This window comes from Lysobacter sp. 22409 (assembly GCF_052045105.1).
Classification (GTDB): Bacteria; Pseudomonadota; Gammaproteobacteria; order Xanthomonadales; family Xanthomonadaceae; genus Lysobacter; species Lysobacter antibioticus_B.
The window spans coordinates 87,403-101,582 of the sequence record NZ_JBQEOE010000002.1 but is presented as its reverse complement, the minus strand read 5'-3'; the positions used below and the strand labels follow the sequence as shown (position 1 = coordinate 101,582).

Annotated in this window: 12 protein-coding genes; 6 read left to right on the top strand and 6 right to left on the bottom strand. The window is 67.8% G+C overall.

Going from position 1 to position 14,180, the window contains the following annotated elements; genetic code table 11:
• Positions 1 to 76: 76 nt before the first annotated feature.
• Complete coding sequence (locus ACTJJK_RS01515; RefSeq protein WP_223620094.1) at positions 77 to 541, bottom strand: nuclear transport factor 2 family protein; 465 nt, start codon at positions 539 to 541, stop codon at positions 77 to 79.
• Positions 542 to 929: 388 nt separating this feature from the next.
• Here ACTJJK_RS01515 and ACTJJK_RS01510 point away from each other — a divergent pair, with 388 nt between their 5' ends.
• Together ACTJJK_RS01510 and ACTJJK_RS01505 are read left to right on the top strand one after the other, a co-directional pair.
• On the top strand, positions 930 to 1,580 hold the full coding sequence (locus ACTJJK_RS01510) for a DUF5671 domain-containing protein (RefSeq protein ID WP_031370854.1): 651 nt from the start codon (positions 930 to 932) through the stop codon (positions 1,578 to 1,580).
• Positions 1,577 to 2,017, top strand: coding sequence for a hypothetical protein (locus ACTJJK_RS01505; protein WP_440729282.1), 441 nt, complete (start codon positions 1,577 to 1,579; stop codon positions 2,015 to 2,017). The genes ACTJJK_RS01510 and ACTJJK_RS01505 overlap by 4 nt, the downstream gene beginning before the upstream one ends.
• A gap of 33 nt (positions 2,018 to 2,050) precedes the next feature.
• On the opposite strand, the gene ACTJJK_RS01500 is transcribed toward ACTJJK_RS01505, so the two are convergent.
• Entirely contained in the window at positions 2,051 to 2,980 is a 930-nt protein-coding gene (locus ACTJJK_RS01500) for an SDR family NAD(P)-dependent oxidoreductase (protein WP_440729281.1), read from the bottom strand.
• 90 nt (positions 2,981 to 3,070) lie between these two features.
• Positions 3,071 to 3,823 (bottom strand): SDR family oxidoreductase, encoded by a 753-nt coding sequence (locus ACTJJK_RS01495; RefSeq protein ID WP_440729280.1) that lies wholly within the window; start codon positions 3,821 to 3,823, stop codon positions 3,071 to 3,073.
• Between the two features lie 154 nt (positions 3,824 to 3,977).
• Between ACTJJK_RS01495 and ACTJJK_RS01490 the strand changes: the two genes are divergently transcribed.
• The gene (locus ACTJJK_RS01490; protein WP_031370850.1) at positions 3,978 to 4,883 is read left to right on the top strand and encodes a LysR family transcriptional regulator; all 906 of its coding nucleotides are present in this window, start codon (positions 3,978 to 3,980) and stop codon (positions 4,881 to 4,883) included.
• 259 nt (positions 4,884 to 5,142) lie between these two features.
• On the opposite strand, the gene ACTJJK_RS01485 is transcribed toward ACTJJK_RS01490, so the two are convergent.
• Together ACTJJK_RS01485 and ACTJJK_RS01480 are read right to left on the bottom strand one after the other, a co-directional pair.
• Positions 5,143 to 6,576, bottom strand: a complete 1,434-nt coding sequence (locus ACTJJK_RS01485) for a DUF1501 domain-containing protein (RefSeq protein WP_051884502.1) — start codon at positions 6,574 to 6,576, stop codon at positions 5,143 to 5,145.
• A gap of 12 nt (positions 6,577 to 6,588) precedes the next feature.
• Positions 6,589 to 8,346: a DUF1800 domain-containing protein gene (locus tag ACTJJK_RS01480; protein ID WP_051884501.1), complete on the bottom strand. Its 1,758-nt coding sequence runs from the start codon at positions 8,344 to 8,346 to the stop codon at positions 6,589 to 6,591.
• 482 nt (positions 8,347 to 8,828) lie between these two features.
• Between ACTJJK_RS01480 and ACTJJK_RS01475 the strand changes: the two genes are divergently transcribed.
• A complete protein-coding gene (locus tag ACTJJK_RS01475; RefSeq protein ID WP_440729279.1) occupies positions 8,829 to 11,570 on the top strand; it encodes a TonB-dependent receptor plug domain-containing protein in 2,742 nt (913 codons plus the stop codon).
• Between the two features lie 92 nt (positions 11,571 to 11,662).
• Here ACTJJK_RS01475 and ACTJJK_RS01470 read toward each other — a convergent pair whose 3' ends face one another.
• Positions 11,663 to 12,073: a hypothetical protein gene (locus ACTJJK_RS01470; protein WP_440729278.1), complete on the bottom strand. Its 411-nt coding sequence runs from the start codon at positions 12,071 to 12,073 to the stop codon at positions 11,663 to 11,665.
• 230 nt (positions 12,074 to 12,303) lie between these two features.
• On the opposite strand from ACTJJK_RS01470, the gene ACTJJK_RS01465 reads away from it, so the two are divergent.
• Both ACTJJK_RS01465 and ACTJJK_RS01460 read left to right on the top strand, forming a co-directional pair.
• A complete protein-coding gene (locus ACTJJK_RS01465; protein ID WP_051884499.1) occupies positions 12,304 to 13,512 on the top strand; it encodes an ATP-binding protein in 1,209 nt (402 codons plus the stop codon).
• A complete protein-coding gene (locus ACTJJK_RS01460) occupies positions 13,509 to 14,051 on the top strand; it encodes a response regulator transcription factor (RefSeq protein ID WP_031370844.1) in 543 nt (180 codons plus the stop codon). Before ACTJJK_RS01465 ends, ACTJJK_RS01460 begins: the two co-directional genes overlap by 4 nt.
• The last annotated feature ends 129 nt before the right edge of the window (positions 14,052 to 14,180 follow it).

Below are 14,180 nucleotides of genomic sequence, written 5' to 3'. Positions count from 1 at the left end.
ACGTCGCCGACCGCAGCCGCGTGGTCGCGGCTTGCGCCGCTCCTACTCCCGCCGCTCCTACTCCAGAGTATGAAGGTCAGTGGGTGTGGTAGATCTTGCTGAGGATCTTCCACTCGCCGCCGACCTTCAACAGTTGGAACAGGTCGCTGTAGCGCGCGCCGTTCCACTGGTCGGATTCGACCCGCGCCTGCGCGATGGTGCCGACGATCTCGATCGAGACGATCTGCGCCTGCAGTTGCTTGGCCGCGGGCGCGCTGTCGATGTAGTCGAACAGGCTGCGGATCGGACCGCCGCCGATGCTGCCGTCGGCCGCGAGACCGTGGATGGTCGCTTGCGGCAGGAACGCCGGGCGCATGAGCTCGCTCTTGCCCTGGCGGCCGGCCTCGATATAGCGGTCGAGGACCTTGCGCACGGCGGCATAGTCTTCGGGAGAGGCCGTGGCTACGAGCTTGCTCGCTTCCGGCGCGGGCGGGCGCGCGGCTTGGGCTTGGGCTGCGGCGCTGCACCACGGCAGCAGCAGGACAAAAGCCGATGCCAGCATCAACAGTCGTGCTGGCCTTGCATCGTCTGTGTGGCGCATGGTTCGACCTGTGGTGGGCGTGCTTTAGTGGGCCTGCTGTGTGGTGGGCCTGCTGTGATGAGCATGTCCCCTGTGCGGCGGCGATGGCTCCGGCTCGTGCGCTTGCGCCGGGCCGTCCATGGCGCGTTCGCGGAATATAGCCGCATTCGGGCACGACGACGGCCAGGCTCGACGAGCGGCGGTGCAGGCCGCCGCCGCGCGGACGCTTGTTGGCAAGGTCTGCGCGGCGAAGACTCGGCGTAGCGACGTCGGTCCCCCGCGGGTAGCGTTTTCCGCTACCTCGCCGATCCCTGCGCCGGCCAGCCCCGGCACTGCTACATTCCGGGCGTCCCTTTATGGAGCGGTGGCCATGGCCTCGGGAAGTCTGGAACTGGAGGGTTTCGTCCGCGAAGCCTTGTTGCGTGGGCAATCGAAGGAGGCGACCGCACAGGCGCTGGCGGCGGCAGGCTGGAGTGCCGAGCAGACCCGCGGCGCGCTCGACGCCTATGCCGACGTCGGTTTCGTGCTGCCGGTGCCGAAGCCGCGCGCCTCGTTGTCGGCGCGCGAGGCCTTCGCCTACCTGGTGATGTTCACCACCCTGTACTTCGTCGCCTACCACCTCGGCAGCTTGTTGTTCGATCTGATCAACATCGCCTGGCCGGATGCCGCCGACAACGGTTACGAGTTTTGGCGCAAGAGCGTCGACGACTCGCTGCGCTGGTCGGTGTCGGCGCTGGTGATCGCTTTCCCGGTGTTCGCTTTCGTCGCCCACCGGGTCGCCCAGGACGTTGCGCGGCATCCGATCAAGCGCCTGTCGCCGGTGCGTCGCTGGCTGACTTACCTGACCTTGTTCATCGCCGCTACGGTGTTGATCGGCGACATGACCGCCTTGGTCTACAACCTGCTCGGCGGCGAATTGAGCCTGCGTTTCGTGCTCAAGGTGCTGGTGGTCGCGACGATCGCCGGCAGCGTATTCGGTTACTACCTGTGGGACCTGCGTCGCGAGGAGAGCCAGGCATGAGCGCACCGGTCGGACGTTGGCTGCTGATCGCAGCCGCAGTGGCGATCGCGGCGGCGGTGACGGCGGCGATCGTGGTCATGGGCGGCCCAGGTTCGCAGCGCGAGGCCAAGCTCGATCAGCGCCGCACGCAGGAACTGGACCGGATCAACGACGAGGTGCGCGACTATTGGAAACAGCAGGCGCGCCTGCCGGCGGATCTGCCGAGCCTGGCGAACCAACCGGGCGTGGCCCTGAGCACGGTCGATCCGGTTACCGCCGCGCCTTACCGCTACCTCGTCGGCGAGGCCGGCCGCTTTCGCCTGTGCGCGAGCTTCGCCACCGACACCGGGCGCGAGGATGCCAAGCGTCGAGCTACGAACGAATGGCATCCGCGCAGTTGGCGTCATCCGGCCGGCGAACACTGTTTCGAGCTCGACGCTTCCAAGCCCGAGAACTGAGCCGGCGGCGGCCGCATGCCGGCCGTCGCGCGCTCAGCCGCGGTCGCGCTGCGGCTGGGTATTCGACGGCAGGCGCACTCCGAGCAGGTCGCCCAGGCCGACGCGGCGCAGGAACTCGGCGCGGATGCGGTCGCCGACCGCACTGACGACGTCGCAACCGTCGCCGGCCGGGTCGACGTGCACGCGGAACGGGCGCCGGCCGTAAGGGCTCGCGACGATCTCGACGATGGCCTCGGCGACGCTGGCGACGTCGGCGTCCTCGGGCACGGTGCCGGCGAGTTTGCCCAGGATCTCCTCGCCGAAACCGGCGGCGACGCCGGCCTCGTAGTCGGCGTTGCGCGCGCTGTCGGCCGGCGTGCCCGAATTCAGGAAGTGATGGGTGCCCGAGGTGAACGCACCCGGCATCACGATGGAAGTCTCGATGCCCCAGCGCGCGAGTTCGCCGGCATAGCTGACCGCCAGCGAATCCATCGCCGCCTTCGCGGCGAAATAGGGGGCTAGATAAGGCGGGGTGCCGCCGCGCACGCTGCTGCTCGACACCCACAGCAGCAAGCCGCGGCCTTGTGCGCGCAACTGCGGCAGGGCGGCGCGATTGACGCGCTGGCTGCCGATCACGTTGGTGTCGTAGAGCTGCGCGTACTGCTCGGGCATGAACGCTTCGGCCGGGCCGAAGGCCATGTGGCCGGCGTTGTGGATCACCACGTCGAGGCAGCCATGCGCGGCGACGACGTGCGCGATCGCGGCGTCGGCGGAGGCCTGCGAGGCGATGTCGAGTTCGAGTGCACGCAGGTCGACCCGGTGCTCGCGGGCATAGGCGCGGGCGGCCTCGACCTGGACGGCGTTGCGGCCGGCGGTGTCGCGCATGCTGGCGTAGACGGTGTGGCCGGCGTCGGCGAGCGCGCGCGCGGCGAGGGCGCCGAAACCGCTGGAGGCGCCGGTGACGAGAACGATCTGCTGGTTCATGGCAAAGCTCCGCTGACGGGCGTCGTCGACGCCCGCGATGAAGGGGATGGGTAGCGGGAGACGGCGCGGCGAAGACCGCGCCGCCGACGATCAGAAAACGTAGCCGCCGTTGACGCGCAGCACCTGCGAGTTCACCCAACTGCCGTCGGGGCCGGCGAGGAAGGACACGGCCGCGGCGATTTCCTCCGGCGTACCTAGGCGTTCCAGCGGCGCCAGGCCGCGGAAGTGGGCGATCTGTTCTTCGCTCTTGCCGTGCAGGAACAGCTCGGTGCCGACCGGGCCCGGGGCGACCGCATTGACGGTGATGTTGCGGCCGCGCAGTTCGTTGGCGAGCACGTGCACCAGGCCTTCGACGCCGGCCTTGGAGGCGATGTAGGGGCCGTAGGTAGGGAAGGCCTTGCCGATCACACTGGTCGACAGGGCGACGATGCGGCCGCCGTCGCGCAGATGCTGCGCGGCCAGGCCGAGCACGACGAAGCTGCCGCGCAGGTTGGTGCCGATGACGCGGTCGAACTCGGCCAGGTCGCCGCCTTGGATCGGCACGTACGGCATGATGCCGGCGCTGTTGACCACCGCGTCGAGGCGGCCGTAGGTCTGCAAGGCGAGGGCGAATACGCGCTCCATCGCGACGGGATCGGCGACATCGCCCTGGGCGGCGATGGCCTGGCCGCCGGCGTCGCGGATCTGCGCGACCACGGCCTCGGTCGCGGCGGCGTTGCCGGCGTAGTTGACGACGACCGCGTAGCCGTCGGCGGCGAGGCGCAGGGCGATGGCGCGGCCGATGCCGCGCGAGGCGCCGGTGACGAGGGCGGTCTGGGGCTGGACGGGCTGGGTGGACGACATGGCTGGACTCCAGGTTGGGCGGCGGGGGCGGGATGCCAGGGTTCCGCGGTGGAGGCAGTCTGCTGATTGTCCTGAGTTGGATAAACCATGCTGGATTGGCAATACAATTCAATAATTGCCAACAATGTCGCCGCCGGCCGCCCGGGAGCCCGCCATGGACCGTTTCGAGGCCCTGCGCCTGTTCACCCGCATCGTCGAGCTCGGCAGCTTCACCCGCGCCGCCGGCGTGCTCGACCTGCCCAAGGCCACCGCGACCCATGCGATCAAGGAGCTGGAGGCGAGCCTGGGCGTGCGCCTGCTCGAACGCACTACGCGCCAGGTGCGGCCGACCCTCGACGGCCAGGCCTATTACGAACGCTGCGTGCACATCCTGGCCGAACTCGACGATGCCGATTCGGCGCTGCGCTCGGTCGCGAGCAATCCGCGCGGCACCTTGCGCCTGGACCTGCACGGCTCGCACGCGACCGGCATCATCCTGCCGCGCATCGACGAGTTCCGCGCGCGTTATCCGCATATCGACCTGGCGATCAGCAGCGGCGACCGCCTGGTCGACCTGGTGCGCGAGGGCATCGACTGCGTGGTGCGCGCCGGCAACCCGCGCGACTCGTCGTTGATCGCCAAGCGCCTGGCGGTGATGCCGGAGGCGACCTGTGCGAGCCCCGACTATCTGGCGTATTTCGGCACCCCAAAGCATCCCGACGAATTGTCCGCGCACCAGTCGGTGGGGTTTTTCTCCAGCAACCGCGATGTGCGGTATCCGTTCGAGTTCATCGTCGACGGCGAATTGCGCGAGGTGCCGCTGAGCTCGTGGATCTCGGTCAACGAAGCCGAATGCTATGTCGCCGCGGCCTTGCGCGGCTGCGGATTGATCCAGTTGCCGCGGCATCACATCGAACCGCATCTGCGCGATGGCCGCCTGGTGGAAGTGTTGAGCGATTACCGCAGCCCGGGCGTGCCGGTGTCGGTGTTGTATCCGCAGCACCGGCAGCTGTCGCCGCGGGTGCGGGTGTTCGTCGACTGGGTGTCGGTGCTGTTCGCGGAGAAGTTCGGGGCGGAGTAGTGGGGTGGGCCGCAGCAACAGCAACAGCAACAGCAACAGCAACAGCAAATCCCCCCTTAGACCCCTTTTTCAAAGGGGGGAAGAACTTGGGTTGCATCAAGCAAGGGACAGCGAGCGCTGACCGATGGCCCCCTTTTTAGAAGGGGGCGGCGCCGACGGAAATCGGTGAAGACCGCGAATGCAGAGCGCGGGGGATTTGCTCTTGCTCGCCCCACGAGAAGAAGCAACGTCCCTCAGCCAACGCGCGGACAGTCCCGGCTCAATCCACCAACTGCCGCATATAACGCAGCAAACGCTCCAGCAAATCCGGATCGTCCGCCGCCGCCGGTTTCGTCGCCGGTTTGTACAGCCGGCGCAGCTCCGGCAGCGGTTTCGCCAGTGTTCCGAAATCGCGCATGATCCCGAGCGGCGCATAGCCGGTGTAGCCGGGAAATACCGTCGCAAGGTCGGTATTGCCCATCCGCCGCACCAGGATTTCCGACAGCACCTGACGGTGGTCGGTGGTCACCGGCACGTCGCCGAAATGCGGCGACAGGATTTCCGGATCGAGCCCGGACCAGGTGCCGTAGAAACGCCGGCCGTTGACCGGGCCGCCCAGCACCAGCACCGGATTGCCGTAGCCGTGGTCGGTGCCGCCGTTGGCGTTGGCGCGCACGCGCCGGCCGAATTCGGACTGCACCACCACGGTCACGCGCGAGGCGTGTCCGCTCGCATCCAGCGCGGCATAAAACGCCGACAAGGCCTGCGAGAGTTCGGCGATCTTGTTCTGGTAGTAGTGATAGCCGCTGCCGGCCGTGCCCTGGCCGTCATGGGTGTCCCAACCGCCGAGGTCGAGCGTGGCGTAGTGCAGGCCGAGGTCGAACTGGATCGACTGGGCGATGGTCCACAGTTGCTGGGCGAAGCCGCTGCTCGGCCAGCCCGCCGGCGGCGCGCTGTAGGACTGGCGCGCGATCACCTGCAAGGCGCGGTCGGCGCGTTGGCCGCCGAGTTCGAGCGCGGTCGTTCCGGCCCACAGGCTGGCCAGGGTTTCGTTGACGCCGCGGAAGCCGACCGGCGAATCGGGCCGCGCGGTCTGCCACGACCAGGCGCCGGCGTTGAGGGCGAAATCGCTCGGGCTGGCCATGGTCAGCGCCTGCACCGAAGCCAACAGCCCGGCCGGTTGCCGCGAAGCGACGCCGAGCGCCGGCAGTTTTTCCGCGCCGCTCAGGTTCGGCTGGGTGTTCATCGCGCGCGTCAACCAGCCGCTGCCGATGCCTTGTTGCCCGGGCGTGCCCAGGTCGATGTAGAGCTGCGCATCGAAGTGGCTGCGGGTCACGCTGGTAGCGAGTCCGCAGCCGTGCACGATGGCCAGGTGCCCGGCGTTCCACAGATCGCGCAGGCCGTTCGCCGAGGGATGCAAGCCGAAGCCGGTGGCGGCGCCAGTGCCGAGCGTCAACGGCAAGGCGCCGTAGGTGCCGGTCGCGGCGATCGACAGATTCGGCCGTGCCTGCTCGTAGAAACTGCGGTCGTTGCCGCTGATCGGCACGACCAGGTTGAGGCCGTCCAGGCCGCCGCGCAGGAACAGGTGCACGACAGTGTCGTGGCCGTTGGCGGCGGCGAAGGCGGGGTTGGCGAACAGCAGGGCGGGGCCGCCCACCGCACCGGCGGTGACGGCGGCGGTGCCTTTGAGAAACTCGCGTCGGGTCAGCGTCATGTCGGCGGCCTGCTAGCGGCTGAGGAATTCGGGCGACATCAGGATCAGCGACACCATGCTGCGCAATCGGTCCTGGTTGTAGTGGCGCTTGAGGTCGCTCGCCGCCCAGGTGTTGGTGTCGGTGACCACGTAAGTGAGCGGGTCGCCGTTCTGGGCCATGAAGGCGATCAAGGTCTGGCGGCGCGCCGCGGTCGGCAGATAGCCGAGGATGCGCTTGCACCAGAAATCGACCAGCTTGGTCGGCGTCCACGACGGCACCTTGCTGCGCGTGGTGGCGAGGATCGGCGCCATCGGCACGCCGCCGTCCTGGGTTTCGGTGATCCAGTTGAGGATCTTCCAGGTCATCGCATAACTGCCCGAACCCGACCACGCGGCCTGGGTGTCGGGATAGCCGTTCGGCGCCGGCCATTCGTAGGGCGCGTGGCCGGTGAAGCCCATGCGCCAGGCGAACTCGTCGCTCTTCGGCGTGCCGACCGCAATCGTCCAGTCGCTGCCGAGCGTGCGCATCGCCGCGGCGACGGCCTCGAACGGGCGCCGCGACTTCAGGCCCCAGGCCTGCGCGAACGCGCTCGACAAGACGATGTGGCGCAGCGTCAGCGCGATCTGGTCGGCACTGCGCCAGTTCTGGCGGAAGATCGCCGCCGCGCTGGTCACAAGAGCCGCGCTGGGCGTGTCGCTGACGAAGCGGCGGATGAGTTTCTTGCAGATGAAGCGGGCCACGCCGGGGTGGCTGGCGAGGCGGTCGAGTACGTCGCGCCCGTCCTTCAGCGCCGGCTGCTCGGGATAGAGCATGCGGCCGAGCAGGAACTTCGGGCCGGCATCGTGCCAGGCCTGGCGATAGACGAAGCTGCCGTCGTTCTCGGTCGGGTACTGCCAGTGGCCGTTCTTGATCGACCAGCCGGTGAAGGCCGAGGCGGTCTCGTAAACGTCGATGTCGGTGTAGCCGGCCGGGTAGGTCGGGTCTTCGGCATCGGGCGGAACCTGGAACGGGTCCATGAAACCCAGGTAATGCTCGGCGCCGAGCGTATGCAGTTCCAGCAATTCGCGGGCGAAGTTTTCGTTCGGGCCGGCGCGCGTGTTGGAGGCGTTGTCGAGGTAGTAGAGCATCGAGGTGCTCTTGGCGACTTCCTCGAGCATCGCGCGGAAATTGCCGAAGGCATGCGGGCGCAATACGTCGCGCTGGTAATGCACGTAGACCGGGCCGGCGTCGTAGTCGCTGGCGGTGACGTTGAAATGGTCGTGCCAGAAATTGACCATGACCTCGCGCAACTGGCGCTTGGAATGCACCGCGCGCACCAGGGCGGCGCGCTGCGCCTCCCAGGCCGGGCGCATGCGCACTTCGTAGGCCGGGTTCGGCTTGACGTGGTCGGCCCACAACTGGGTCAGCGATTTGCCCAGGGTGGTGTAGCCGGCGTTGAGCAAACGCGTCTCGACCGCGCTGTCGTCGATGTTGGCCCAGTCCAGTTGCCAGTCGACGTAGTTGGCCAGGCGCTGCGTATCGGTGGTGCCGAGCGCGTTGAACTCGCTGATCGATTGCGCGGTGGCGCCGTAGCTGAGGCTGGCGAGCGCGCGCACCACGAACGGAGGACGCGGCAGGTCGAGCGGCGAAACCAGCAGCGGCGAGGCCTGCACGTCCGGCGCGGCGCTTTGCGTCGCGTCGAGTTTGGCGCGCGCGGCTTTCGACGGCGTGCTGCGTCCGAGCGTGCCGTAACGATCCTGCAGTCGAGTGCGGATCGCGGCCTGTTCGGAGGCGGTTATCGAGCGGGTCATCGGCGCGCTCCTGTCATCGGTCGTGTCGGGGAGCGCGAGCTTATGTCGGCCGGCAAGCCGCAAAGTCCCGGTTGCGTCACAGATCAATGTGTCGTGGGATGCGCTGCGTCACTGTTCGAATGCGCATAGGCGACGGCGAATTCACCACGATGGCGCAGTTATCCCCATCAACGTGCGAACGGTCACGCAGATAACGAGCACTCTTCGAATCGCATTGCGTGCGGCTTTGCCGATTCTGTCGATTTGCCGACGCCACGTTCACGAGCGGCTCGCATCGGCTTCGTGCGCAAGCGCACATCGCCGTTTCGACGGGCTCGGCAGGCTCTGCGTCGCAAAGCAAATTCCCGGTCGCCATATGCAGATGCAGCGCCTTCATTTCTGTGTGTGCTGCATAGCAACAAAGATGAATCGAACGCCAGTCGCCAGTGTCCGGGGATCGCAACACCCGGCGGCCTGGCCCACCCCTCTGCCAAGGATTCCCCATGCACGCTGTCCTGCGGCTGCAACGCCGTCCGCTTTCCGTCGTTCTCGCCCTGGCGTTGCCCATGATGGCCGCGTCCGCTGTCCAGGCCGCGGAGGCACCGCCGGCCGACCGAGCCGCGACCAATCTCGAACAGGTCGTGGTGACCGGTTCGCGCATCCCGCGCGCGACCCTGGAAGGGCCGTCGCCGGTGACGATCATCAGCAAGGAAGAGATCGACGCGCAGGGCTATCGCAGCGCCTTCGATGCGATCAGCGCGCTGACCCAGAACACCGGCTCGGTGCAGGGCGAGGATTTCGGCAATACCTTCACGCCCGCGGCCAACACCATCAACCTGCGCGGCTTCGGCCCCAACCACACCCTGGTGCTGGTCAACGGCCGGCGTCTGGTCGATTACCCGCTGGCGTATGAGGGTTCGGTCAACGTCGTCAACCTCGCCAACATTCCCACTGCGCTGATCAAGCGCATCGAAGTGTTGGCCGGCGGCGCTTCGGCGATCTACGGCTCGGACGCGGTCGCCGGCGTGGTCAACATCATCCTCAAGGACAAGTTCGAAGGCACCGAAGTCAACCTGCGCGTCGGCGGCACCGAGCAGGGCGGCGGCCAGAACCAGCGCCTGCAGGTGGTCAGCGGTTTGTCGGGCGACAAGTTCGACGCAGTCTTCGGCATCGAGCTGCTGCATCGCGAAGCGATCTGGGGCGACCAGCGCGACTTCATGGATTCCTTGCTCGACCAACCTTCCGGCACGGCGCTGCTGCCGACCCAGGTGGCGTTCCGGCGCAACGCGCAGAGCAACGGTTTCATCGACCCGGGCGCGGCCTGCGATGCGGTCTCGGAGCTGTACCACGGCTCGGTGCAGCGCACGCGCAATCCTCGCCAGGGCTGGTACTGCGGCAGCAACGAGGCCTCGCCGGCGTTCTGGACCGTGCAGACCCAGAAGAAAAACGCCGATGCCTACGGTTCGTTGACCTGGCGTCTGAGCGACCGCACCGAGGTGTTCGCCGACCTGCAACTGGGCATTTCGAGCATCGAGAACAACACCCGCGCGCCGAGCTGGACTTCGGACAACAACTATTTCTACAACCAGGCCAGCGGCCTCAACGAAATCTGGTACCGCCGCATCGCCCCGGAAGAGATCGGCTCGGCGCACGCCAACAACAATCGCTTCCTCGAACGCTCCTGGGCGTTCACCACCGGCCTGCGCGGCAGCTTCGGCGAGTCGGGTTGGGACTTTGAGGTCGCCTACAACCGCGGCCGCTACGAGAACCGCACCAAGCGTCGCCAGTTCCTGAAAGGCATCAACGAGTTCTACCTCGGCCCGCGCCTGGGCACGCGCAACGGCATCGGCGTATACAACCCCGATCTCTCGCGTCTGTACCAACCGCTGACGCCGGCCGACTACCAGCGCCTGACCGGCTTCTACGAAAGCGAGAACGCCGCCTGGATCCAGAACCTCAGCTTCACCGTCAACGGCGACCTGTTCGAGCTGCCGGCCGGCACGGTCGGCTTCGCCGGCGTGCTCGAAGCCGGCAACCAGGGCTACAGCAACCGCCCCGATGCGCGCCTGGGCGACGGCACGTTCTGGAACACCAGCTCGGGTACGCGTGCCGAAGGCGAGCGCGACCGTTATGCGATCGGCGCCGAGATCAACGTGCCGATCTTCAGCACCCTGACCGCATCGGCGGCGGCGCGCTACGACGAGTTCCGCTTCGCCGGGCGCAAATCCGGCAAGGGCACCTGGAACGTCGGCCTCGAGTACCGCCCCTTCGACAGCCTGCTGCTGCGCGGCAGCGCCTCGACCAGTTTCCGCGCGCCGGATATGAACTACATCTTCGCCGCGGAAACGCGCGGCTATAACCCGGGCATGACCGACTACTGGCGTTGCCGCACCGCCGGCCAGCCTTACGACAATTGCGATTACTCGGGGCTGGCGATCGATTACACCAGCGCCGGCAACCGCGACCTGAAGCCGGAAAGCGGCAAGTCCTACGGCTTCGGCCTGGTCTGGTCGCCGTCGGAACGCTTCGACGTTTCGCTGGATTACTACAGCATCCGTCTCGAGGACGAAGTCACCAACCTCAGCAGCAGCCGCATCCTGCGCGAGGAGGCCGATTGCCGTCTCGGCGCGACCGTCGGCGGCGAGAGCCGCGACATCAACTCGCCGCTGTGCCAGAACGCGCTGAGCCGCGTGCTGCGCAACCCGGCCGATGCCGCGGTGCAGCCGAACCAGGTTCGCCGCGTGCTCATCAATGCGATCAACGCCGCCTCCGAACGCACCGACGGCATCGACCTGAAGACCAACTTCCGTTGGAACGCCGGCCGCTACGGCGACTTCAGCAGCCGCCTGGGCTACACCCTGGTGCTCAAGCACGATTACCAGCAGTTCTCCGACGACGAGAAGACCGATCGCCGCGATTCGCTCGACGCGACCGACTGGCGCAGCAAGATCAATGCCGGCGTGACCTGGAACATCGGCCCCTGGAGCTCGAACCTCGTCGCCCTGCGCTACGGCAGCCTGCCCAACAGCGACGGCAGCGGCCGCATCGCGCCGTACACGCGCTACAACGGCAGCGTTTCGTATCGCTTCAACGACCGCGGTTCGATCGCCTTCATCGTCAACAACCTGCGCGATTCCAAGCCGCCGGCGGACCGCAGCGGCGGCGGCTGGCCGTTCTATCCGGTCGGCAACTACGACCCCTACGGCCGTCAGTTCTGGCTCGAGCTCGACTACCGTTTCCGCTGAGGACGCGGCACAGGCGCGAGTCCTGCATCGACAAAGAGAAAGCGGGCCTCGGCCCGCGTTCTCTTAATCAGCGGACGTGGCCGAACCTGCGCTCAGAACGGCCCGTTGATCGCCAGCGAGCGGCTCAGCGTCTTGGCTTCGCCGGTGGCCAGGTTGGTGTAGGTCACGTTGACGATGTCGGAGATCGCCATGCCGCCGCGGTACTGCTGGCTGCAGCGCCAAGTGGTGCAGGGCAGCACCAGGCCCAGCTCGGTGGTCCAGACATAGCTGTAGCTGCCGGCCGGCAGATTGCGGATCTCGAATGCGGCGGTGTAGCTGCTGGCCGGATAGAACGAGGTGCAGCGGCCGAAGTTGCCCACCGGCGGTTGGTCGTTGGGGCTGACGAAGCAATACAGCACCGGCCCGGTGATGGCTTGTGGGGCGATCTGCTGCGCGGCTGCCGGCGCGAATGCGGAGGCGGCGACCGCGGCGGCGACGAGCGCGCTGCCGAACAGGGTGTTCATGAGAGCCAATCCCTTTGATTTCATGAGGTCCGTTCCTGAAGTGGCCAGACGATTCTGGCCCGGCCGAGGATAACGCGCGGATATCGGGCGGGGCCGCGGGCTGTCGGAACTGACAGGGCCGTCACGAGTCCCCGCCGCGGCCGCGACCGGATGACGCAGGCTCCGGGGTGGCCCGCGGGCGCATTGGCGCGGATGCGATAATCGCGGCTCCCGCTCCGTGGACTCCGCCTTTGCTGCACCTGCTGATCTACCTGCGATACATGGCGGTGGCCGGGCAGATGCTCACGGTCGCCTATGTCGTCGAGCGCCTGAATCTGCCGATTCCGGCACGGCCCTTGTTGGCGATTTCGGCCGGCCTGCTGGCCTTCAACGTGGTCAGTCATGTGTGGTGGCTGCGCCATCGCAACGCCGGTGCGCGCGCCTTGATCCTGCAGTTGCTGGTCGATCTGCTGACCTTGACCGCCTTGCTGTATTTCTCCGGCGGCCCGGCCAACCCCTTCGTGTCGCTGTACCTGGTGCCGGTGGCGGTGGCGGCGATCGGCCTGGAAATCGCGCCGATGCTCGGCCTGACCGTGCTGACTGCGGCGCTCTACACCTGGCTGCTGCAACACCATGTGCCGCTGCCGCACGTGCACGGCGGCGATTTCGAGCTGCACGTGACCGGCATGTGGGTCAATTTCCTGCTCTCGGCGGTGATCATGGGCGTAGTCCTGAGCCGCTTCATGAGCATCGTGCGCGACCAGCGCCGCCGATTGTCGGAAGCGCGCGAACGCGCGATCCGCGACGAGTCGTTGTCGGCGCTGGGTTCGCTCGCCGCCGGCACCGCGCACGAACTCAATACGCCGCTGGCGACGATGAGCCTGTTGGTCGACGACTGGATCGCCAGCGACGCGCCGCCGGCGCGCGAGGACGTCGAACTGCTGCGCGGCCAGCTCGCGCATTGCCGCGACCATGTGCGCGCGCTGGCCGAGATGGCGCGCCGTGGCGCCGCCGGCGAAGCCACCGTCGAAGACGCCGACCGTTTCGTCCACGCCTGCGTCGATCGCTGGCGTTTGCTGCGGCCGAACGCGACCGCGGTGTTCCGCGGCGGCGCCGCCGATCGCGAAGTGCGCATCGACGCGGCCTTGCCGCAGGCGCTGATCAACCTGATCAACAACGCGGCCGACGCCAACGCCGCGCGCGGCCGCGACGAGCCGGTCGAGGTCGCCACGCAGGTGCGCGAGGGCTGGTTGGTGGTCACCATCCTCGACCGCGGCGCCGGCCCCGCCGGCATCGCCGCGCGCCCGCGCCACGACAGCGAGGGGCCGGGACTCGGCATCGGCCTGATGATCTCCAAGGCCAGCATCGAACGCAGCCGCGGCCGCGTGCGCCAGTTCGAACGCGAGGGCGGGGGCTGCGTTACCGAAGTCGATCTGCCGCTGACCGGGGCGCCGGCATGAGCCTGCCCGCACGCATGCTGTTGATCGACGACGACCTGGCCTTCTGCCAGGTGCTGGCGCGCTTGCTGCAGCGTCGCGGCGTCGAAGTGCAGGCGCGCCACGATGCGGCGAGTGCGCTGGCGGCGCTGGACGAGTTCGCGCCCGAAGGCATCCTGCTCGACCTCAAGCTCGGCGCCGACAACGGCCTGCTGCTGATCCGCGACCTGCGCGAGCGCTGCCCGCAGGCGCGGATCGTGCTCGCGACCGGCTACGCCAGCATCGCCACCGCGGTCGACGCGATGCGGCGCGGCGCCTGGAACTACCTGCCCAAGCCGTTCGACATCGAGGCATTGGCGCAGTCGTTCGAGTCGCCCGCGGCCGAAGCGCCACCGCCGGAACCGCCGCTCGACCCGCCGTCGTTGAGGCGCCAGGGCTGGGAACACGTGCAGCGCGTCTTGGCCGAATGCGGCGGCAACGTCTCCGCCGCCGCGCGCGTGCTCGGCGTCGACCGGCGTACCCTGCAGCGGCGCCTGGCCAAACGGCCGGTGCGCGAGCGATAGCCGCGACGAATCCCAAGACGCGGCGCCTGTAAAGGGTAGGAGCGGCGCGAGCCGCGACCGCGCTATCTCAAGCGGCTTCGTCAGCCCGGTAGGATGGGGAACGCTTCAGCCACGACCTTTTTCATCGCG